The 19,459-nt window shown below is 63.6% G+C and carries 20 protein-coding genes; 13 read left to right on the top strand and 7 right to left on the bottom strand.

The features are described 5' to 3' along the window. Window positions 1-35 precede the first annotated feature (35 nt). The 3 genes from grxC to LMTR3_RS19295 are packed head-to-tail and all read left to right on the top strand — an operon-like array spanning window position 36 to window position 1,650. Entirely contained in the window at window positions 36-308 is a 273-nt protein-coding gene (grxC, locus tag LMTR3_RS19305) for a glutaredoxin 3 (RefSeq protein ID WP_065746595.1), read from the top strand. After that, complete coding sequence (locus LMTR3_RS19300; protein ID WP_065746594.1) at window positions 305-1,183, top strand: carbon-nitrogen hydrolase family protein; 879 nt, start codon at window positions 305-307, stop codon at window positions 1,181-1,183. The genes grxC and LMTR3_RS19300 overlap by 4 nt, the downstream gene beginning before the upstream one ends. Further along, window positions 1,180-1,650, top strand: coding sequence for a DUF1178 family protein (locus LMTR3_RS19295; protein ID WP_065746593.1), 471 nt, complete (start codon window positions 1,180-1,182; stop codon window positions 1,648-1,650). The genes LMTR3_RS19300 and LMTR3_RS19295 overlap by 4 nt, the downstream gene beginning before the upstream one ends. Window positions 1,651-1,743: 93 nt before the next feature. On the opposite strand, the gene LMTR3_RS19290 is transcribed toward LMTR3_RS19295, so the two are convergent. The 3 genes from LMTR3_RS19290 to LMTR3_RS19280 all read right to left on the bottom strand — a co-directional run bounded on the left by LMTR3_RS19290 (window position 1,744) and on the right by LMTR3_RS19280 (window position 4,130). Beyond that, window positions 1,744-2,643: an EamA family transporter gene (locus tag LMTR3_RS19290; RefSeq protein ID WP_065746782.1), complete on the bottom strand. Its 900-nt coding sequence runs from the start codon at window positions 2,641-2,643 to the stop codon at window positions 1,744-1,746. Between the two features lie 236 nt (window positions 2,644-2,879). Then, window positions 2,880-3,647: a bifunctional 2-polyprenyl-6-hydroxyphenol methylase/3-demethylubiquinol 3-O-methyltransferase UbiG gene (ubiG, locus tag LMTR3_RS19285; RefSeq protein ID WP_141686679.1), complete on the bottom strand. Its 768-nt coding sequence runs from the start codon at window positions 3,645-3,647 to the stop codon at window positions 2,880-2,882. 3 nt (window positions 3,648-3,650) lie between these two features. After that, window positions 3,651-4,130 (bottom strand): PH domain-containing protein, encoded by a 480-nt coding sequence (locus LMTR3_RS19280; protein ID WP_065746592.1) that lies wholly within the window; start codon window positions 4,128-4,130, stop codon window positions 3,651-3,653. Between the two features lie 176 nt (window positions 4,131-4,306). Between LMTR3_RS19280 and LMTR3_RS19275 the strand changes: the two genes are divergently transcribed. The 5 genes from LMTR3_RS19275 to LMTR3_RS19255 all read left to right on the top strand — a co-directional run bounded on the left by LMTR3_RS19275 (window position 4,307) and on the right by LMTR3_RS19255 (window position 11,634). Beyond that, window positions 4,307-5,560, top strand: coding sequence for an aspartate kinase (locus LMTR3_RS19275; RefSeq protein ID WP_065746591.1), 1,254 nt, complete (start codon window positions 4,307-4,309; stop codon window positions 5,558-5,560). A 320-nt stretch (window positions 5,561-5,880) separates the two neighbouring features. After that, complete coding sequence (ptsP, locus tag LMTR3_RS19270) at window positions 5,881-8,148, top strand: phosphoenolpyruvate--protein phosphotransferase (RefSeq protein ID WP_065746590.1); 2,268 nt, start codon at window positions 5,881-5,883, stop codon at window positions 8,146-8,148. Window positions 8,149-8,204: 56 nt separating this feature from the next. Beyond that, window positions 8,205-9,284 (top strand): peptide chain release factor 1, encoded by a 1,080-nt coding sequence (prfA, locus tag LMTR3_RS19265; RefSeq protein ID WP_065746589.1) that lies wholly within the window; start codon window positions 8,205-8,207, stop codon window positions 9,282-9,284. A 229-nt stretch (window positions 9,285-9,513) separates the two neighbouring features. After that, window positions 9,514-10,395 carry a peptide chain release factor N(5)-glutamine methyltransferase gene (prmC, locus tag LMTR3_RS19260; RefSeq protein WP_065746588.1) on the top strand — a complete coding sequence of 294 codons (882 nt, stop codon included), beginning with the start codon at window positions 9,514-9,516 and terminating at the stop codon, window positions 10,393-10,395. A 489-nt stretch (window positions 10,396-10,884) separates the two neighbouring features. Beyond that, window positions 10,885-11,634 carry a DUF4167 domain-containing protein gene (locus tag LMTR3_RS19255; protein WP_065746587.1) on the top strand — a complete coding sequence of 250 codons (750 nt, stop codon included), beginning with the start codon at window positions 10,885-10,887 and terminating at the stop codon, window positions 11,632-11,634. Between the two features lie 104 nt (window positions 11,635-11,738). Here LMTR3_RS19255 and LMTR3_RS19250 read toward each other — a convergent pair whose 3' ends face one another. Further along, a complete protein-coding gene (locus LMTR3_RS19250) occupies window positions 11,739-12,494 on the bottom strand; it encodes a methyltransferase domain-containing protein (RefSeq protein ID WP_141686678.1) in 756 nt (251 codons plus the stop codon). A gap of 120 nt (window positions 12,495-12,614) precedes the next feature. On the opposite strand from LMTR3_RS19250, the gene gloB reads away from it, so the two are divergent. The 4 genes from gloB to LMTR3_RS19230 all read left to right on the top strand — a co-directional run bounded on the left by gloB (window position 12,615) and on the right by LMTR3_RS19230 (window position 15,253). Continuing rightward, window positions 12,615-13,382, top strand: a complete 768-nt coding sequence (gene gloB, locus LMTR3_RS19245) for a hydroxyacylglutathione hydrolase (RefSeq protein WP_065746586.1) — start codon at window positions 12,615-12,617, stop codon at window positions 13,380-13,382. Continuing rightward, window positions 13,382-13,816 (top strand): cupin domain-containing protein, encoded by a 435-nt coding sequence (locus LMTR3_RS19240; RefSeq protein WP_084029697.1) that lies wholly within the window; start codon window positions 13,382-13,384, stop codon window positions 13,814-13,816. The genes gloB and LMTR3_RS19240 overlap by 1 nt, the downstream gene beginning before the upstream one ends. A 191-nt stretch (window positions 13,817-14,007) precedes the next feature. After that, the gene (locus LMTR3_RS19235; protein ID WP_065746778.1) at window positions 14,008-14,448 is read left to right on the top strand and encodes a hypothetical protein; all 441 of its coding nucleotides are present in this window, start codon (window positions 14,008-14,010) and stop codon (window positions 14,446-14,448) included. A 124-nt stretch (window positions 14,449-14,572) separates the two neighbouring features. After that, window positions 14,573-15,253: a flavin reductase family protein gene (locus LMTR3_RS19230; protein WP_065746585.1), complete on the top strand. Its 681-nt coding sequence runs from the start codon at window positions 14,573-14,575 to the stop codon at window positions 15,251-15,253. On the opposite strand, the gene yddG is transcribed toward LMTR3_RS19230, so the two are convergent. The 3 genes from yddG to LMTR3_RS19215 all read right to left on the bottom strand — a co-directional run bounded on the left by yddG (window position 15,250) and on the right by LMTR3_RS19215 (window position 18,410). Beyond that, complete coding sequence (gene yddG, locus LMTR3_RS19225; protein WP_065746584.1) at window positions 15,250-16,119, bottom strand: aromatic amino acid exporter YddG; 870 nt, start codon at window positions 16,117-16,119, stop codon at window positions 15,250-15,252. The genes LMTR3_RS19230 and yddG overlap by 4 nt on opposite strands. Before the next feature lie 183 nt (window positions 16,120-16,302). After that, window positions 16,303-17,028, bottom strand: coding sequence for an acetoacetyl-CoA reductase (phbB, locus tag LMTR3_RS19220; protein ID WP_065746583.1), 726 nt, complete (start codon window positions 17,026-17,028; stop codon window positions 16,303-16,305). 203 nt (window positions 17,029-17,231) lie between these two features. Continuing rightward, entirely contained in the window at window positions 17,232-18,410 is a 1,179-nt protein-coding gene (locus LMTR3_RS19215; RefSeq protein ID WP_065746582.1) for an acetyl-CoA C-acetyltransferase, read from the bottom strand. A gap of 318 nt (window positions 18,411-18,728) precedes the next feature. On the opposite strand from LMTR3_RS19215, the gene phaR reads away from it, so the two are divergent. Beyond that, window positions 18,729-19,328, top strand: a complete 600-nt coding sequence (gene phaR, locus LMTR3_RS19210; RefSeq protein WP_065746581.1) for a polyhydroxyalkanoate synthesis repressor PhaR — start codon at window positions 18,729-18,731, stop codon at window positions 19,326-19,328. Window positions 19,329-19,459 lie beyond the last annotated feature (131 nt).

The following is a 19,459-nucleotide window of genomic DNA, read 5'->3' as shown; positions in this document are numbered from 1 at the left end:
ACTTGCCAAGAAAGACTTGCCACTCAGAGCGCGCCATGACTGCCATTGAAATCTACACCCGCCCGGGCTGCGGCTACTGTACCGCCGCCAAATCGCTGCTGACGCGCAAGAACGCCGTGTTCACGGAGCTGAACGTGGCCGCCGACCCGGCTCATCGCGAGCAGATGTACGACCGCGCAGGCCACGGCTCGACCTTCCCTCAGATCTTCATCGGCACAACCCATGTCGGCGGCTGTGACGAGCTTTATGCACTGGACCGCGCGGGCAAGCTCGACGCTTTGCTGGCGGGAGAAAAGGCCCCCTCATGAGCGCTGGTTCCACCTTCACCGCTGCCATGGTGCAGATGCGCACCGGGCTGCTGCCCGAACCGAGCCTCGAGCAGGGCATCAACCTGATCCGCGAGGCCGCAGCGCAAGGCGCCGACTACGTGCTCACGCCCGAGGTGAGCAACATGATGCAACTGAACCGCAAGGCACTGTTCGAGCATCTTGCATCGGAAGCAGACGACCTCTCGCTGAAAGCCTATCGCGCGCTGGCGGCGGAGCTGAAGATTTATCTTCACATCGGCTCGCTGGCGCTGCGCTTCTCGCCCGAGCGCGCCGTCAACCGCTCGTTCCTGATCGGGCCCGACGGCAACTTGCGCGCCAGCTATGACAAGATCCACATGTTCGATATCGACCTGCCCGGCGGCGAGAGCTATCGCGAATCCGCCAACTACCAGCCGGGCGAAACTGCCGTGATTTCCGATCTGCCGTGGGGGCGGATCGGGCTGACGATCTGTTACGACGTGCGGTTTCCGGCGCTCTATCGCGCGTTGGCCGAGGCCGGTGCGTCGTTCCTCACCGTGCCCTCGGCCTTCACCAGGAAAACCGGCGAGGCGCATTGGCACACGCTATTGCGCGCCCGCGCCATCGAGACCGGCTGCTTCGTGTTCGCCGCGGCGCAGGCCGGCATGCATGAGAACAAGCGCGAGACCTACGGGCATTCATTGATCATCGACCCCTGGGGCGAGATCCTCGCCGAGGGCGGCGTCGAGCCCGGCGTGTTCCTCGCCAAGGTCGACACATCCAAGGTCGAGACGGCTCGGAGAGCCGTGCCGTCGCTGCAGCATGGCAGGCGCTTCGGCATTACCGATCCCAAGGCCGGCCCCGAGCATCTGCACCTCGTCCGGGGCTCGGCATGATCCGCTACAACCTTCGCTGCGAGAAGGGCCATGCTTTCGAAAGCTGGTTTCAAAGCTCCGCGGCTTACGAAACCCAGGAAAAGCGCAGGCTGGTGAGCTGCCCGAATTGCGGCTCGGTCAAGGTAGAGCGCGCCATCATGGCTCCGCAGATCGTCAGCAAGAAGGGCCGCGAGCAAGCCGCGCCGACGCCGGCCGCGCCTGCGGAAGCAACCGGATCGGAATCGACGCCGCTGTTGATGGCGCAGGAGCGCGAGCTGCGCGCCAAGCTGAAGGAATTGCGCGATCACATCGTCAAGAATGCCGACAATGTCGGCGAGCGCTTCCCCAACGAAGCGCGCAAGATGCATTACGGCGATATCGAGCACCGCCCGATCTACGGTGAAGCCACGGCGGATGAGGCGCGCGCGCTTATCGACGAAGGCGTCGAGGTCTCCCCGCTGCCGGTACTGCCGGAAGACCGGAATTGACGCACGGCGTCGTTCCGGGGCGCGAAGCGAACCCGGAACCTCGAGATTCCGGGTTCGATGCTTCGCATCGCCCCGGAATGACCACTTAAGCAACTACACCGCCACCAATAGCGCCACACCGATCACGATCAGCACGATGCCGGACAGTTCGCGTGCCGATAGCGGCTGCTTGAACGAGTAATACGACACGGCCTGCGCGAACAACACCTCGACCAGCGCGAGCGTGCGCACGTTGGCGGCGGCCGTCAGCGCAAATGCCAGAAACCAGAATTGCGAGGCGAAGGCGCCCATGAAGCCCGCGAGCATCGAAGGGCGCCACAGGCCCAAAATTTTCATCAGCACATCAGGCGCGCGGGCGAGCAGATAGACTGACAGCACCAGCGTTTGCACGAACAGGCCGAACACCAGCGTGCAGGACGCCGCCGTCACAAAGGAGACGCCAGGCACCGTGATGATCGCACCGCGAAATCCGATCGCCGACAGCGCAAAGCAGCCCGCTGCAACCAGGCCGATGATGGTCGGCTTCAACTCCGCAAAGCCCTTTTCGCCGCCCGGCCGCAGCGCGGTGATGACCACGCCGACGGTCGCGATCACGATCGCGACTACTTTCAGCAGCGTCAGATGATCGCCGAGGAAGATGAAGCCGAAGATCGCGGTCTGGATCGCTTCCGTCTTGAGGTAGGCCGTCGTCACGACGAAAGAGCGATCGTTCATCGCGAGCAGCATCAGGCCGGTGGCGACGATCTGGCTGAGCGCGCCCAGCAGCAGCCATGGCCAGAACACAGCCGCCGGCCACGGCACAGGATCGCCTGTTACAGCGATCACGATCGCGAAAAAGATCAGCGAGAACGGAAAGCCGAACAGGAAGCGGATATTGGTCGCGCCCCAGGTCCCGAGCGGCCCCGTCAACGACCGCTGCATCGCATTGCGGGCGACCTGCCCCAGCGCAGCGATGATGGTGAAGGGAATCCAGAGCGTGGCGACGGAGAGCATGGGAATACCGGCGGGATGCTGCCGCACCGTGCCGGGCGCGATGGGCGCGGTCAACCGGAGCGGCGTCATGACAGGGATGCGCGATACGACAAAAACAGGCCGTCGTCCCTGCGAAAGCAGGGACCCATACGCCGCGGCGCTTCAACTTATTCCGCTGGTCGACGGCTTTCGCGCAACAACGACCACATGTGCTTATGGGTCCCTGCGTTCGCAGGGACGACGATAACTGAGAATCCCTAAACCCCTTCCGCCACCACCATGTAGTTCACGTCCATGTCGGACGAGATGCTCCATCGGTCGGCGAGCGGGTTATAGACCACGCCGGCCTGCTCGGTGATGGTGAGGCGGTTGTTGGCGAGATGCCGGGCGAGTTCGTCCGGCGTGACGAACTTGTCCCACTGATGGGTGCCGCGCGGCAGCCAGCGCAGCACATATTCCGCACCGACGATCGCGAGCGCAAAACTCTTCCAGTTGCGGTTCAGCGTCGAGACCACCATCATCCCGCCCGGCTTGACCATCGCCGCGCAGCGGGCGAGGAACGCGCCGACATCGGTGACATGCTCGATCACTTCCATCGCCAGCACGACGTCGAACCGCTCGCGATGGTCCATCTGCTCGACAGTGGTGCAGCGATAATCGATCGACAGATGCCCCTTGTCGGCGTGCAGCTTGGCAGCCGCAATATTGGTCGCGGACGGATCGATCCCGATCACCTGCGCGCCCAGCCGCGTCAACGGCTCGCACAACAGGCCAGCGCCGCAACCGATATCGAGGATGCGCAGGCCCGAGAGGCAGCTCAAGCTCCTGGCGTTACGCTCAAACTTGCGGCAGGCGGCGTCGCGGATATAGGCGAGCCGCAGCGGGTTGATCTTGTGAAGCGGGGCCATCTTGCCTTTGGGGTCCCACCACTCATCCGACAATTTCGAGAATTTAGCGACTTCAGCCGGATCGACCGTGCTGCCAGTGGCGGAGAAACCGGCAGATGAATTTTGCTGCATGGCCATGATTTACGTACCGGCCGGTCGTGCCGTGATGGCATTGCGAAACGCCAGCGGCGAAGCAATGGTGTCGAGGGTCTTGCCACCCTCGCCGACCCCCGAGACCGTCACGTCGCCGTAGTTGAGGATGCGGCCGAGGATGCTCTGGTTGACGTCGACGCTCTCGACCTTGTCCACACTCATCTCGAACGTCTGCCGCTGAACAAAGCCGGTCTTGTGGACGACACGGAAATTGGTGACGTCGGTCTCGGTGGTCCATCGATGGAACCAGGCGGTGACCGTTTTGTACAACGCAGCGATGGCTGATATCGCCGCCAGCGACAGACAGATCAGTACGGATGCGCCCGCTGGCACCATACCCGAGATCACCAGGAATACGCCCGCTACAATCCAGCCGATGATCGCCGGCAAGAAAAATATCCAGTGCGCATTGGTCGAATACAGCACCCTCTCGCCGGGCTGCAGGATATCATCGATGTAACGCCCCATACGCTCGTCCTGAATTAACCCGTCACCACAGCAATTCGCGCCATTTTTGGGTCGAAAACGGAACCGGGGGTGCTTGCCCCGGACCGCGTCGCTATGTATACGCCGCTTTCGGCCCGGGCGCTCCACTTTCCGTGCGGGTCACCTAACTTATCCTCACAGGGAATGCACGCGTCGTCATGGGCCGCCTCGTGATGAAATTCGGCGGTACGTCCGTCGCTAATATCGACCGAATCCGCAACGTCGCGCGTCACGTCAAGCGCGAAGTCGACGCCGGGCATGACGTCGCCGTCGTGGTGTCGGCCATGGCCGGCAAGACCAACGAACTGGTCGACTGGTGCGGCGACGCCTCGCCGCTGCATGATGCGCGCGAATATGACGCCGTGGTGGCATCCGGCGAACAGGTGACCTCGGGCCTGCTCGCGATCGCGCTGCAAGGCATGGGCATCCAGGCCCGCTCGTGGCAGGGCTGGCAGATCCCGATCAAGACCTCGGACGCCCACGCCTCGGCGCGGATTCTCGAGATCGACGGCAGCGAGATCACCGCTCGATTCAAGGATCGCCAGGAGGTCGCCGTCATTGCCGGCTTCCAGGGCATCAACCCGCAGACCAACCGGATCACCACGCTTGGGCGCGGCGGTTCGGATACCTCCGCGGTGGCGATCGCCGCCGCCATCCGGGCCGACCGCTGCGACATCTATACGGACGTCGATGGCGTCTACACCACCGATCCGCGGGTGGTTCCCAAGGCGCGGCGGCTCGACAAGATCGCCTTCGAAGACATGCTGGAACTGGCTTCGCAGGGCGCCAAGGTCCTGCAGGTGCGCTCGGTGGAACTCGGCATGGTGCACAACATGCCCGTGTTCGTCCGTTCCAGCTTCGACAAGCCAGAGGATATCGACCCGCACGGCACCCCGCCGGGCACGCTGATCTGCAGCGAGGAGGAAATCATGGAAAGCCACGTCGTCACCGGCATCGCCTTTTCCAAGGACGAAGCCCAGATTTCCGTGCGCCAGATCGAGGACAAGCCGGGCGTTGCGGCGGCGATCTTCGGCCCGCTCGCGGAAGCCAACATCAATGTCGACATGATCGTTCAGAACGTCTCCGAGGACGGCAAGACCACCGATCTCACCTTCACCGTGCCGGCCTCCGACTATACCCGCGCCCGCGACACCATCACTTCGGCCAAGGCCAAGATCGGCTATGCCCGGCTCGACACCGCCACCGACGTGGCCAAGGTTTCGGTGATCGGCAGCGGCATGCGCAGCCATGCCGGCGTCGCCGCGCAGGCGTTCACCGCGCTGGCCGGGCGCAACATCAACATCCGCGCCATCACCACCTCCGAGATCAAGTTTTCGGTGCTGATCGACGCCGCCTATACCGAACTTGCGGTGCGCACGCTGCACACGCTCTACGGGCTCGACCAGGCTTAGAACGATTTTCTCTCAAATTTAGCGCATGGTCTGATCGCCAAACGGCAGCGTTCTGGCAGATCATGCGCTTCGCTGGCGCAGCATCGGCCCTGACACACACGTTATTGGTTCTGGCAGGCGTTTTGCTTGGCAAAGCAAGCCTCGATTGGCTATACGGCCTGTGAGGTGCGTTGCCGCAAACTGCACCACAGGCGATCTCGATTCGGCCTGGATCGGTGGCCAGCGGCGGCGCCGAATGAATATAATTGTAGTGTTTCGAGCGTTTCACGCCAGCTACCGGCCACCCGGCGGGCTGGCCTTGCGGGGGAGGATACCAGCACATGCGGAGCACGTCGGGAGGTCCCCGCGTCTTGTTGAGACGGCTCCGCGAAACCATGGCGGAGAAGGTCTCGGCGCAGGAACGCCTGGACAAGATCGTGGTGTTGATCGCGGCCAACATGGTGGCCGAGGTCTGCTCCTGTTACGTGCTGCGCATCGATAACACGCTCGAACTTTACGCCACCGAAGGTCTGAACCGCGACGCGGTGCACCGCACGGTGCTGAACGCGCACGAGGGTCTCGTCGGCCTCGTCGCCAGCGAGGCCAGCCCGCTCAACCTCTCGGACGCGCAGAGCCATCCGGCGTTCTCGTTCCGCCCGGAAACCGGCGAAGAAATCTACCACTCGTTCCTCGGCGTGCCGATCCTGCGCGCCGGCAACACGCTCGGCGTGCTGGTGGTGCAGAACCGCGCCAAGCGCACCTATGTCGAGGAAGAGGTCGAGGCGCTGCAGACCACCGCCATGGTGCTGGCGGAAATGATCGCCTCGGGCGAACTGGCGGCGCTGGCGCAGCCCGGCGCGGAACCGGCGGCGCGGCATTCCCTGCACAAGACCGGCGCGATCCTGTCCGACGGCATCGCGCTCGGCCATGTCGTGCTGCACGAGCCGCGTGTCGTCATCACCAACTACATCGCCGAAGACCTGCCGAAGGAAATCAAGAAACTGGACGCGGCGCTGACCAAGCTGCGCGCCGATCTCGACCGCATGCTGGAGCGCGGCGACGTCGCCGATGGCGGCGAGCACCGCGAGGTGCTGGAAGCCTACCGGATGTTTGCCAACGACCACGGCTGGTCACACAAGCTGCATGAGGCGGTGGCTACCGGCCTCACCGCGGAAGCCGCGGTCGAACGCGTGCAGTCCGACACGCGCGCGCGCATGCTGCGCTCGACCGATCCTTATCTACGCGACCGCCTGCACGACCTGGAAGACCTCGGCCATCGCCTGATGCGGCAACTGGTCGGCCAGGATCACGCGCCCTCGCGCGAGCAACTTCCCGAAAACGCCATTCTGATCGCGCGCGCGATGGGACCGGCGGCGTTGCTCGACTACGATCGCAAGCGGCTGCGCGGCCTGGTGCTGGAGGAAGGCACCGCGAATTCCCACGTCTCGATCGTGGCGCGCGCGCTCGGAATCCCTGCGGTCGGCGAAGTCCCGAACGCGCCCGGCATTGCCGACCCCGGCGATCCCATCATCGTCGACGGCACCTCGGGTTCGATCTATGTCCGCCCCTCGGCCGAGATCGAATCGGCCTATGCCGAGCGGGTGCGGTTTCGCGCGCGGCGGCAGGCGCAGTATGCCGCGCTGCGCGACAAGCCCTGTGTGACCAAGGACGGCCAGCCGGTCGAACTGATGATCAACGCGGGCCTCGTCGTCGACCTGCCGCATATCGACGACACCGGCAGCGCCGGCATCGGGCTGTTCCGCACCGAGTTGCAGTTCATGGTTGGCCAAAGCCTGCCGCGCTCTTCCGACCAACTCGCGCTCTATCGCACCGTGCTGGACGCCGCCGGCTCCAAGCCGGTCACGTTCCGCACCCTCGATATTGGCGGCGACAAGGCGCTGCCCTATATGGAGACCGTGATCGAGGAAAATCCGGCGCTCGGCTGGCGCGCGATCCGGCTCGGCCTCGACCGTCCCGGACTGTTGCGCGGCCAGATTCGCGCGCTGCTGCGGGCCGGCGGCGGCCGTGCGCTGAAGATCATGTTTCCGATGGTTTCGGATGTCGCCGAATTCGACCAGGCCAAGGCCATCGTCGAGCGCGAACTGACCTACCTGCGCCAGCACGGCCACGCGTTGCCGGAACGTATCGACGTCGGCACCATGGTGGAAGTGCCGGCGCTGCTCTATCAACTCGACGAACTCTTGAAGAAGGTCGATTTCGTTTCGGTCGGTTCGAACGACCTGTTCCAGTTCTTGTTTGCGGTCGACCGCGGCAACGCAAAAGTTTCCGAACGGTTCGACACCATGTCGGTGCCGATCCTGCGCGCGCTGCGCGATATCGTGCGGAAGGCGCAAGCTGCGAAGAAGATGGCCTCGCTATGCGGCGAGATGGCCTCAAAGCCGCTCGGCGCGCTGGCGCTGATCGCGCTCGGCTACCGCTCGCTGTCGCTGTCGGCCACCGGGCATGGGCCGGTCAAGGCGATGATCCTCGACCTCGACGCCAAAAAGGCGGAAGCTGTCCTGATGCCGCTGCTCGACGCGCCGGCCGGCAGCGTCTCGATCCGGCAGAAGCTGACGGAATTCGCGGAAGCCGAGGGGCTGTCGTTGTAGCGAGGCTCTGTCCCGACAACGCCACCTTTCCGTATCCGCTGCCTGAGAAATACGCCATGTTGCCCGAAGCCAAACTCGATATCCTGCTCGCCCATCATGCCTCGCTCGAGGCCGAGCTGCTGGGCCAGGTCAATTCCGAAAAATACGTCCAGATCACGCGCGAGCTCGCCGAGCTCAATCCGCTGATCGATGCGGTCAAGGCGTACCGGACGGCGCGGGCCGAGATTGCGGGCGCAGAATCGCTCCTGGCTGATGCCGGCACCGATCCCGAAATCCGCAGCATGGCCGAAGCCGAGCTCGAAACGCTGCAGGCGCGCGTCGCTGACCTCGAGCAGAAGATTCGCGTGGCGCTGCTGCCCAAGGACGCCATGGACGACCGCAACGTGATGCTGGAAATCCGCGCCGGCACCGGCGGCGACGAGGCCTCGTTGTTCGCCGGCGACCTGTTCCGTATGTATGAGCGGTTTGCCGCCTTGCAGGGCTGGAAGGTCGACGTGATCTCGGCCTCGGAAGGTACCGTGGGCGGCTACAAGGAAATCATCGCCGAGGTGCAGGGCCGCGGCGCGTTCGCCAAGCTGAAATTCGAATCCGGCGTGCACCGCGTGCAGCGCGTGCCCGACACGGAAACACAGGGGCGGATTCACACCTCGGCTGCAACGGTGGCGGTATTGCCCGAGGTCGAGGATGTCGATGTCGACATCAAGAATGAAGATCTGCGGATCGAGACCATGCGCGCGCAGGGCGCCGGCGGCCAGCACGTCAACAAGACTGAATCCGCGATCCGTATCACGCACATTCCGACCGGCATCGTGGTGATGATGCAGGACAGCCGCTCGCAGCACAAAAACCGCGCTTCCGCGATGAACATCCTGCGCTCACGCATCTACGACGCCGAGCGCCAGCGCGCCGACGCCGCGCGCTCCGCTGACCGCAAGGAGAAGGTCGGCTCCGGCGACCGAAGCGAGCGCATCCGCACCTATAATTTCCCGCAGGGCCGCGTCACCGATCACCGCATCAACCTGACGCTCTACAAATTGCCGCAGGTGATAGCGGGCGAAGCGCTGGGCGAACTGATCGACGCGTTGACGACCGAGCACCAGGCCGCCCAGCTCGCCGCGCAAGGCGCGGCAGCGTGAGGAGCATCCGGCCGTCGTCCCCGCGAAAGCGGGGACCCATCCACAATTCCAACGTCGTCCCTGCGAACGCAGGGACCCATAACCACAGGCTCTCGTTGCAACGGAAGATATCGACCCACACTGCCTCAGTCGAAAGGCCGCGGCGACGCGATGAGCGTAATTGCGCTCACGCTCGGGGTCCCTGCGTTCGCAGGGACGACGCGTGGAGGGATTTGCGCGAGAACGTCGCATGACGAATTTCATCGGCCAAACAGTCGAGGCCGCGCGGCGCGCGCTCGCAGCGAGACTCAAAACCGCCGCCATCGAATCCGCCGAACTCGATGCGCGGATTCTGACAGGCCATGCACTGGGCCTCGACCTCACCGGCTTGATATCGGCCGCGCAGCGCGAGCTCACCTCGGACGAATCGGCTCACCTCGAGGAATTCGCCCGCCGTCGCCTCGCGCGAGAACCGGTCGCGCGCATCATCGGCGAAAAGGAATTTTGGGGTCTGCCCTTGCGACTCTCAGCCGCAACGCTGGTGCCGCGGCCCGATACCGAGACGGTGGTCGAACTGGCGCTGGAACTGCTACGCGCCGGCGGCGATCTCGCTCATCCGATGCGTATCGCCGATCTCGGCACCGGTTCCGGCGCAATTCTTCTCGCATTGTTGTCCGAGTTGCCGGCGGCCGAGGGATTCGGAACCGACATCTCCGAAGCGGCGCTGCAGACCGCGGCGGCCAATGCCGCCTGCGCGGGCCTCTCGGAGCGCGCGACGTTCATCGCCTGCGATTACGCGCGCGGGCTATCCGGTTCGTTCGATCTGATCGTCTCGAACCCGCCCTATATCCGATCGGCGGATATCGGCCGCCTGTCGGTAGAGGTGAGAAATCATGATCCGCTCGCCGCGCTCGATGGCGGCGCCGACGGGCTGGACGCCTACCGCGCGTTGATCCCTCAGGCGGCCGGCCTGCTCGCCCCGGGTGCAGCCTTGGTTGTGGAGGCCGGAGAGGGCCAAAGCGGCCCAATTCAGGCCCTGATGACGAGCGCAGGGTTAATGCCCGCAACGGCGCCCAAGGCCGATCTGGCGGGCATTCCAAGGGCGGTCGCGGGCCACAAAATGGCCCGATAAAGTCCTTTTGGAGCGCAAAAAAACCCCTTGGAATATTCCCCCGGAGCGACTACGTTCCGCTCACAACATCGGTCCAGGGTTGCTGGCCCCGTAAGATCATACGGGTGAGGCCAGAGTTTCTCGAAACGAGAGCCCGCCGGGTGAAAGGTTCCAAACGCAGGTCGAATCGAGCGCAATAGCTGGAGCTGTGCTGCTCTCGACCGTAAAGCGAACGAAAGCCTGATATTGCGCTTGAAGACTTACGCAACAGCCAGTCACGCGAAGCCGTCACGCAAGACGGTTAGGCTGGTTTTGGCAGGCTGAATGTTTTGATCCGGCGGGCACATGTACGCTGCCGATTGGGGAACGCGTCTTTGCTGAACGCGAGGGTTGGCGAATCGACGACATGAATTTGAACGGCATCGTGATTCGGTGCGCCTGAGTGCGCGCCGGATCGGATCAGGCTACGACGGCAACTGCAAAACATCAGGGCTGGAATAAAGGCGAGACATGAGAAACGGTCAAAACAACAAGCGGATGCGTAACCGGAACCAGGGCAGTAACCGGAACGATGGCCGGCGCGGTCAGAACCCGATGACCCGGGTGTTCGAATCCAACGGGCCTGACATCAAGATCCGCGGCACCGCTTCGCACGTTGCGGAAAAATACGTTCAGCTAGCGCGCGACGCGCGCTCTTCCGGCGACCCCGTCGCCGCCGAGAATTACTACCAGCACGCCGAGCATTATTTCCGCCTGATCGCCGCTGCGCAGGAGCAGTTCCGGCAGAACCAGCCGCAGCCGCGCATCGACACCGAAACGCAGCCGACGGAAGACGGTGACGACGACGGCGAGAGTTTTTCGCATTTCGGCCAGGAGCCTGGCTTCGTCCCGCAGCAGCCGCAGCCGTATATCCGCGACAACAATCCGCGCGAACGCGAACAGCGCGGCGACAACCAGCCCTATCAGCGCGACCAACAGCCGCGCGAACATCATCGCGAACGCGAGCACCGTCCGCAGCCGCAGTATCAGCCGCAACCCCAGCCGCAGCCGGTGATTGCCGATACCGGCGGCGTCGATCGCCTGCCCTCCTTCATCACCGGACCGCAGCCCCAGGTGAACGGTGCGCCCGGCGGATACGAAGAGGGCCGCGGCGAGCGCGAGCGTTTCCCGCGCCGGCGCCGCCGGCCGCACGGCCCGCGCCCCGACAGCATGGCCGCGCCCGCCGCGCCAAGCGAAGATTTCAATCCGGGGAATGAGTAGGCGTCCGATTTCGTAGGGTGGGCAAAGCGCATGCGTGCCCACCAACTTACCGCAAAGACTGAGGATGAAATGGTGGGCACGGCGCTAGCGCGCCTTTGCCCACCCTACGAATCCCTCAGCTTATCCCGCGTTGCCGTCGATGACGGCACCAGCGCCGGCTCCAGCGACGGAATAAGCCGCGTACGTTCGCGGCCTGCGGGGATGGCGCGATAGACCTGTTTGGTCGCTTCGACGATATGGACGCCGGCGAACGGCAGCGACAGCGCGGCGCCGACACGCTCCCACGCCATCGCCGAGCGCAGAAACCAGCTATTGCCCACCGGCGGCAGAAACAGCGCCTCGCCCCACGCCGCCGGCGTGAACCAGGTCTGCCGCAGCAATTGCGTGATCTGCGCGCGCGAATACGGACGGCCATGACCGAACGGCGTATTGTCGGTGCGCGTCCATACGCCCCGCCGGTTCGGGATCACCGCAATGAGCCGGCCGGACGGCGCCAGCACCCGCCACACCTCGCGCAACAAGCGCTCCGGATCGTCCGACATCTCCAGCGCGTGAACCAGCAGGATTCGATCCACCGCGGCGTCCGGCAGCGGCATCGAGAATTCATCGATCAGAGACGCCAGCGCCGGTCGCCCCGTCGGCCATTTCAGGACGCCCTGCGCCGCCGGCATGAAGGCGATGCAGCGCTCCGAATCCTCGCGAAACAGCCCGAGATAGGGCGTCGGATAGCCGAGCCCGAGCACCCGCTGCGCCGCCGCATCGGGCCAGCGCGCCCGAATGCCGCGGTTGATCAACTGCCGCGCCACGATGCCGAGGCGCTGCGAATAGAAATCCCGGAGATCGATGACGTCGATGGTCATGGGCACAATCTACCATACCGTGTTTCAATGCGGCGCGCCCAAAATGGCATTGCCGCGCAAGCGTTAACGCCATATTTCTTGCGGATTAATGGGGCTGAAAGCCTTAACCACGGAGCTGTCATGGCCGCGGAAATTCGTACCTTCACCTGCCTCAACGACAATTTCGGCTATTTGATCCACGATCCCGCGACCAAGGCCACCGCATCGATCGACGCGCCGGAAGCTGCCCCGATCATCAAGGCGCTGGAGCGCGAGGGCTGGACGCTGACGGATATTCTCGTCACTCATCACCATCACGACCATGTCGGCGGCATTGCCGAGTTGAAGCAGAAATATAATTGCCGCGTCGTTGCACCGCACGACAAGTCCACCAAGATTGCCAATGTCGACCTGCGCGCTGCCCATGGCGACGTCGTCAAGGTGGGAAGCCTGCTGGCCCGGGTGCTGGAAACACCGGGGCACACGCTCGATCATATCTCCTACGTGTTCGACAACGAAAAGGCGGTGTTTGCCGCCGACACGCTGTTCTCGATCGGCTGCGGCCGGGTGTTCGAGGGCAATTATCCGATGATGTGGGATTCCCTGTTGAAGCTCCGTGCGCTGCCGGACGATTTCAAGCTCTATTGCGGCCATGAATATACTGCTTCCAACGTCAAATTCGCGCTCACCGTCGACGGCGACAATCCGGCGCTGAAGGCGCGCGCCGAGGAAGTCACGCGGCTGCGCGCCGAGAACAAGCCGACGATCCCGGTGCTGTTGGGCGAGGAGAAGAAAGCCAACGTGTTCCTGCGCGCCGACGAGCCGTCGGTGGCGGCCAAGCTGCACATGAAGGGCGCCAGCGCCGTCGACGTTTTCGGCGAACTGCGCGAACGCAAGAACAAGTCCTGATGGCGCTGCCAAAACAAGCCGCCGAGATCATCGCGCGGCTCGACCTGAAGCCGCATCCCGAAGGCGGGCATTATCGCGAGACGTTTCGCGATGAAAGCGTTGATACCGCCGGGCGTTCGCGATCGACTGCGATCTATTTCTTGTTGGCGCGCGGCGAACGCTCGCATTGGCATCGCATCGATGCGGTCGAAACCTGGCATTATTACGCGGGCGCGGCGCTGACGCTGCAGATCGCCGATGACAGCGGCCAGCGCAGCGTCAGGCTTGGGCCCGATCTCGCTGGCGGCGAGGCTCCGCAAGCCGTTGTGCCTCCGCACGCCTGGCAATCCGCTGAAAGCACCGGCGACTGGACGCTGGTCGGATGCACCGTCGCCCCCGGATTCGAGTTTGCGAAGTTTGAGCTGGCAAAACCGGACTGGTTCCCTGCGCAGTGAGGTGCCGGGTCTCGCGCGCGAACTGCCGCGCGGCCTCCCGAACAAGCAACCGCTGGAACGCTGGCCGGGCGACGAGGTTGGTAGCGAAAGCAACTCGCGGGCGAGCTGCGGCCCGATCCGGTATCTCGGCATGCCAGAGAACGGGTGCCCACGCTGCGCGCCGTCCCTCTCGCATGACGAAAGCCGCTCCGATGATCATTCGATTCCTGGCGATTATTCTCACCGGCCTTGCCGTCATCGCTCCGGCCGCGCATCTGTTCGAACTGCGCCACAAGATGCAGATGTCCGAGCAGGACTACTTCGTGGTCCAGCGCATCTATGTCGGCTGGTGGGTGGTCGGCCTGTTCTTGCCGGCGTCGTTGATTGCCAATCTGGCTCTCGCCGTCGAAGTCAGAGCTGACAAATTGGCGCTTTGGCTTGCAGGCGCCGCAATTGCTCTCATCATTGTCAATCTGGCAATTTTCCTGATCTGGACCAACCCGGTCAACGTCGCTACCGACAACTGGACTGTGCGCCCTGAGGACTGGCAAACCTCGCGCCGGCACTGGGAATATTCCCACGCCGTCAATGCGGGCGTGACGTTGCTGGCGTTTTGTGCGGCGACGCTTGCTGCCTTGCGTATGAAAGCGTGACAGCCGAGAGCATTACAAGCCGAGCTTTACCAAGAGCGGTTCACCGGTGGCGAATGATCGGGAATCGGGTGGGTTTGATGCACTCTTGAACATAGTTTCCGCTCCACAACATGAGGAGCGGAAAATGCACGGGACATTCAGCGTTTCACATCAGATCGAACCGGCGATTCTCTATTTCGGCACGCCGGTGGTTCTGATCGGCTCGACCAATGAGGACGGCTCATTCAACCTCGCGCCGATGTCGTCGGCATGGTGGGTTGGCTGGCGCTGCATGCTGGGGTTGGCGGCCAACTCAAAGACCACCGAGAACATGATCCGCACAGGCGAGTGCGTGCTCAATCTGCCGTCGGCCGCACTGGTCGGCGCGGTCGACCGTCTGGCTCGCACGACCGGCTCGGATCCGGTGCCATCGGGTAAGCGGATGCGCGGCTATCGGCACGCGCGCGACAAGTTTGGCCTGTGCGGCCTAACCGCGATGCCGGGCGAAACCGTTGCGGCGCCGCGCGCGCTGGAATGCCCGGTGCAGATCGAAGCCAGGGTCGCACACGTCCACGAGATGGCCGAGGAGGATGCGGTATGGCGCGGCAATCTTGCCGCGATCGAGGTGCGCGTCACTCGCGTCCATGCCCATTCCGGAATCATGATGGATGGCGAGCCCAACCGCGTCGATCCAGACAGATGGCGGCCACTGATCATGAGCTTCCAGCAATTCTACGGACTGACGTCCGAGAAGCTGCAGCGCTCAGAACTCGGGCAAATTCCGGAAGCGATGTACAAGCCACCGGGCTGGAAGCCTGCCGCTTAGGACTTCCGCCACACCATATCCTTCGCCGCGATCAGGCCGCCGCCGGCGATCAGGATCGCGGCAATGGCGATCGTGGCAGTCGGCTGCGCGAAGCCGGCGAGGATCAGAAACAAGGTCGATAGCAGCGGCGTAGCGTAGGACGCCGCTCCGAGCACGCGGATATCGCCGCGCTTCATGCCGATGTCCCAGACGAAGAACGCAGCACCGACGGGGCCGACGCCGAGCGCGATGACGGCAAGCCATTGCCCGATCGTCTCCGGCCACACCGTCTTCTCCACCATGGTATGGACGAGCGCGGCGAACAGCGCGGTGGCGAGGCAGAAGCCGGCCACCGCATCGGTCGGCACCGCCTTGAGCTTGCGCGACATCACCGAATAGGCGGCCCACACAAAGGCGGCGACGAAGGCCGCCGCCAGCCCTGGGATCTGCCCGGGCGTAAAGCTGCCGGTATTGCCGGCGAACAGCAGCACCGTGCCGGCAAGCCCGAGCAACGCACCTATGATGTGATGCGGCGCCAGCCGCTCCCCCGGCAACAGCGACGAGAACAGCACGATCAGGAGCGGCCAGAGATAATTCAGCAAGCCGGCTTCGGCCGGCGGCGCAAAGCGCAACGCGAGGAAATACAGCGCGTGATAGCCGAACAATCCGCCGACGCCGACGACCCAGGCGACCGCTGGCTGCTTCAAGGCGCCAAAGGCGGCGGGCCGGAACAGGAAACTTGCGAAAGCGACCAAGGCGCCGATCGCAAACGTCATGGCGGCGAGCTGGAAGGCTGGGATCTTTCCGGTCGCAACCGTCAGGACCGACAGCAGCGACCACATCAGGATCGCGGTCAGTCCGATCAGCGTGGCGGTGCGGGGAGTCATGTGTCTGTCATTCCGTCATGGCCGGAGTTATCCCGGCCATCCACGTCCTTTCGCCGGATGGGTTTTAAAGACGTGGATGCCCGGGACATCTAGCGCGAAGACGCGCTTCGCGCTTCTGCCCGGGCATGACGACTTTTTATGAGCCATTGCGACATGCAACGGCCATGCAATGACCGACCGCGATCACACCAAGTACTGGCCGCCGTTGATCGTCATGGTCGAGCCGGTGATGCCGCTGGCCTCGTCGGCAGCCAGGAACACCACCGCGCGGGCAATCTCTTCGGGCTCGCCGAGACGATTGATCGGGATCAGCGGCAGAATGCTCTTCTCGAGCACGTCCTTCGGCACCGCCTGCACCATCTCGGTGTTGACGTAGCCGGGGCAGATCGCGTTCACGGTCACGCCGCCCTTGGCATTCTCCAGCGCCAGCGCCTTGGTGAAGCCGATGTCGCCGGCCTTGGCGGCGGAATAGTTGACTTGGCCGAACTGTCCCTTCTGGCCGTTGATCGAGGAGATGTTGATGATCCGGCCGAATTTGCGGGCGCGCATGCCCTCGATCACCGGGCGCGTCATGTTGAACAGCGAGCCGAGATTGGTGTTGATCACCGCGTTCCACTGATCGAGCGTCATCTTGTGGAAGGCGCCGTCCTTGGTGATGCCGGCATTGTTGACCAGCACGTCGATCGGCCCGAGGTCGGCCTCGACCTTCTTGATGCCGTCGGTGCAAGCATCGAAGGAGCTGACGTCCCATTTGTAGACGGGGATCCCGGTCTCGGCTTTGAATTTCTCGGCGGCGGCATCGTTGCCGGCGTAGCTTGCCGCAACCTTGTAGCCCGCAGCCTTCAGTGCCTTGCTGATCGCAGCGCCAATGCCCCGCGTACCACCCGTAACCAATGCAACACGTGCCATGTCGTAGTCCTCCTTGGTAATCGCTTAGTACGCCGGAATTGTCCCGGTCTTTTGACGAGTCTCAATCTTTTTGAAAGCGTTCTTGGAAACGCTCCCACAAGATGAAAATGCCCGGCGCGAGACCGGGCATTTCATCTTTACCAATTCGAGCCGCGGTTGCGAGATGATCTTTTCATCATTCAACCGATCACTCTGCCTTTAGTTCAGTCGCGTGCAACGCACATCGCGATGCCCATGCCGCCGCCGATGCACAGCGTGGCGAGGCCCTTCTTGGCATCGCGCTTCTGCATCTCGTGCAACAGCGTCACCAGCACGCGCGCGCCCGACGCGCCGATCGGGTGACCGATCGCAATCGCGCCGCCGTTGACGTTGACCTTGGAGGTATCCCAGCCGAGGTCCTTGTTGACTGCACAGGCCTGCGCCGCGAACGCCTCGTTGGCCTCGATCAGGTCGAGGTCGCCGACGTTCCAGCCGGCCTTCTTCAGCGCAGTGCGCGACGCCGGGATCGGGCCGGTGCCCATGATCTTGGGGTCGACGCCGGCCTGGCCCCAGGAGACGACGCGGGCGATCGGCTTCTTGCCCTGCCTGGCGGCTTCCTTGGCGGTCATCAGCACGACGGCGGCCGCGCCGTCATTGATGCCCGACGCGCTGCCGGCGGTCACCGTGCCGTCCTTCTCGAAGGCCGGCTTCAGCTTGGCCATCGACTCCAGGGTCGCACCGTGGCGGGGATATTCGTCGGTATCGACCACCACGTCGCCCTTGCGAGTCTTGATGGTGACGGCGGTGATCTCGTCCTTGAACTTGCCGGCCTTCTGCGCGGCTTCCGCCTTCTGCTGCGAGTTGACGGCGAACTCGTCCTGCTGGGCGCGGGTGATCTGCCACTGCTTGGCGACGTTCTCGGCAGTGTTACCCATGTGATAGCCGTTGAAGGCGTCCCACAGGCCGTCCTTGATCATGGTGTCGACCAGCTCCAGGCCGCCCATCTTCACGCCGCCACGCAGATATTGCGCATGCGGGGCCATGCTCATCGATTCCTGGCCGCCCGCGACCACGATCGAGGAATCGCCGTTCAGCAGTGCCTGGTAGCCGAGCGCGACCGAACGCAGGCCCGAGCCGCAGAGCTGGTTGACGCCCCAGGCCGGGCTTTCCACCGGAATGCCCGCGTTGATCGAGGCCTGACGGGCCGGGTTCTGGCCCTGCGCCGCGGTCAGGATCTGGCCCATGATGACTTCGGAGACCTGGCCCGGCTCGACACCCGCCCGCTCCAGCGCGGCCTTGATGGCGATGGCGCCGAGGTCATGGGCCGGGGTGGTGGCGAACGCGCCGTTGAAGCTGCCGACCGGAGTGCGGGCGGCGCTGACGATGACGACATCGTCTGACATGGACATCTCCTTATGGGGTTTCTTGGGCTTGACGTTGTTGGACGGCGGGCGGCCGGGGTGGCGAGCCTGTCTCTCACCTTATGTTGTTAACCTCGTTGACCCATGTCAATCGGCCGGCGCCCAAAATCCTGCCGCGGCGCATTCAAATTGCTCCCCCAAGGGGTTTCCATAGCAGCGTCCATGCCTTGGAATTAACCGTGCCGCACAAAACGGTAGCCGAACCGCATTGAAAATGCTTACTTTGCTGCGTTTGCGTTGCTTGTCTGCCCGCCGGCGAAGCCGCCGGGTTCCCTGCTCTCGGTGTCGATGTGTGAGCTTATGGCAAAGTCAGAACAACCTACGACCATCAAGAAGTACGCCAACCGGCGGCTCTATAATACCGGCACCAGCACCTATGTGACGCTCGAGGATCTCGCAGCGATGGTGAAGGAAGGCGAGGATTTTCTCGTCTACGACGCCAAGACCGGCGACGACATTACCCGCCAGGTGCTGGCGCAGATCATCTTCGAACAGGAAAACAAGGCCGGACAAAATCTGTTGCCCACCACTTTCCTGCGGCAGTTGATCCGCTTCTACGGCGACAGCATGCAGTTGGTGGTGCCGAAATATCTGGAGCAGTCGATCGATACGCTGACGCGCGAGCAGGAAAAATTCCGCAAGCAGCTCACCAACACCTTCAGCGGCACGCCGTTCGCGCCGCTCGAGGAACATGTCCGCCGCAACATGGAATTGTTTCAGCAGACGTTCTCGATGTTCAAGCCGTTCGTGCCGCCGCGCGCCGGATCGACTTCGCCCGAGCCTGAGAAGGTGCCGGAGCCGACGACCGACGGAGACAATATCGACGATCTTCGCCGCCAGATGAAGGAAATGCAGGAACGCCTCGAGCGCATGTCGAAAGAGCCGAAGAAGGAAGAGTAGGACTCTCCTTCGTCTCACTATCTGTCGTCCCTGCGAACGCAGGGACCCATAACCACCAGTGTTAATTGTTTGGCGACGCCGTCTACGCGATTGCCCCATTGAAGGGCCGCGGCGTATGGGTCCCCGCGTTC

The organism is Bradyrhizobium sp. LMTR 3, from assembly GCF_001693485.1.
GTDB lineage: Bacteria > Pseudomonadota > Alphaproteobacteria > Rhizobiales > Xanthobacteraceae > Bradyrhizobium.
The sequence above is the reverse complement of the archived record's forward strand: the minus strand, read 5'-3'. Positions and strand labels throughout refer to the sequence as shown.

Excerpts from the sequence above, each read along its gene's own strand:
- LMTR3_RS19235 (WP_065746778.1), top strand. The coding sequence starts at position 14,008 with ATGATCATTCGATTCCTGGCGATTATTCTCACCGGCCTTGCCGTCATC.
- LMTR3_RS19280 (WP_065746592.1), bottom strand. The coding sequence starts at position 4,130 with ATGGGGCGTTACATCGATGATATCCTGCAGCCCGGCGAGAGGGTGCTG.
- LMTR3_RS19240 (WP_084029697.1), top strand. The coding sequence starts at position 13,382 with ATGGCGCTGCCAAAACAAGCCGCCGAGATCATCGCGCGGCTCGACCTG.
- phaR (WP_065746581.1), top strand. The coding sequence starts at position 18,729 with ATGGCAAAGTCAGAACAACCTACGACCATCAAGAAGTACGCCAACCGG.
- LMTR3_RS19255 (WP_065746587.1), top strand. The coding sequence starts at position 10,885 with ATGAGAAACGGTCAAAACAACAAGCGGATGCGTAACCGGAACCAGGGC.
- LMTR3_RS19230 (WP_065746585.1), top strand. The coding sequence starts at position 14,573 with ATGCACGGGACATTCAGCGTTTCACATCAGATCGAACCGGCGATTCTC.
- ubiG (WP_141686679.1), bottom strand. The coding sequence starts at position 3,647 with ATGGCCATGCAGCAAAATTCATCTGCCGGTTTCTCCGCCACTGGCAGC.
- LMTR3_RS19215 (WP_065746582.1), bottom strand. The coding sequence starts at position 18,410 with ATGTCAGACGATGTCGTCATCGTCAGCGCCGCCCGCACTCCGGTCGGC.
- prfA (WP_065746589.1), top strand. The coding sequence starts at position 8,205 with ATGTTGCCCGAAGCCAAACTCGATATCCTGCTCGCCCATCATGCCTCG.
- LMTR3_RS19250 (WP_141686678.1), bottom strand. The coding sequence starts at position 12,494 with ATGACCATCGACGTCATCGATCTCCGGGATTTCTATTCGCAGCGCCTC.
- LMTR3_RS19295 (WP_065746593.1), top strand. The coding sequence starts at position 1,180 with ATGATCCGCTACAACCTTCGCTGCGAGAAGGGCCATGCTTTCGAAAGC.
- ptsP (WP_065746590.1), top strand. The coding sequence starts at position 5,881 with ATGCGGAGCACGTCGGGAGGTCCCCGCGTCTTGTTGAGACGGCTCCGC.
- gloB (WP_065746586.1), top strand. The coding sequence starts at position 12,615 with ATGGCCGCGGAAATTCGTACCTTCACCTGCCTCAACGACAATTTCGGC.
- phbB (WP_065746583.1), bottom strand. The coding sequence starts at position 17,028 with ATGGCACGTGTTGCATTGGTTACGGGTGGTACGCGGGGCATTGGCGCT.
- yddG (WP_065746584.1), bottom strand. The coding sequence starts at position 16,119 with ATGACTCCCCGCACCGCCACGCTGATCGGACTGACCGCGATCCTGATG.
- grxC (WP_065746595.1), top strand. The coding sequence starts at position 36 with ATGACTGCCATTGAAATCTACACCCGCCCGGGCTGCGGCTACTGTACC.
- prmC (WP_065746588.1), top strand. The coding sequence starts at position 9,514 with ATGACGAATTTCATCGGCCAAACAGTCGAGGCCGCGCGGCGCGCGCTC.
- LMTR3_RS19275 (WP_065746591.1), top strand. The coding sequence starts at position 4,307 with ATGGGCCGCCTCGTGATGAAATTCGGCGGTACGTCCGTCGCTAATATC.
- LMTR3_RS19300 (WP_065746594.1), top strand. The coding sequence starts at position 305 with ATGAGCGCTGGTTCCACCTTCACCGCTGCCATGGTGCAGATGCGCACC.
- LMTR3_RS19290 (WP_065746782.1), bottom strand. The coding sequence starts at position 2,643 with ATGCTCTCCGTCGCCACGCTCTGGATTCCCTTCACCATCATCGCTGCG.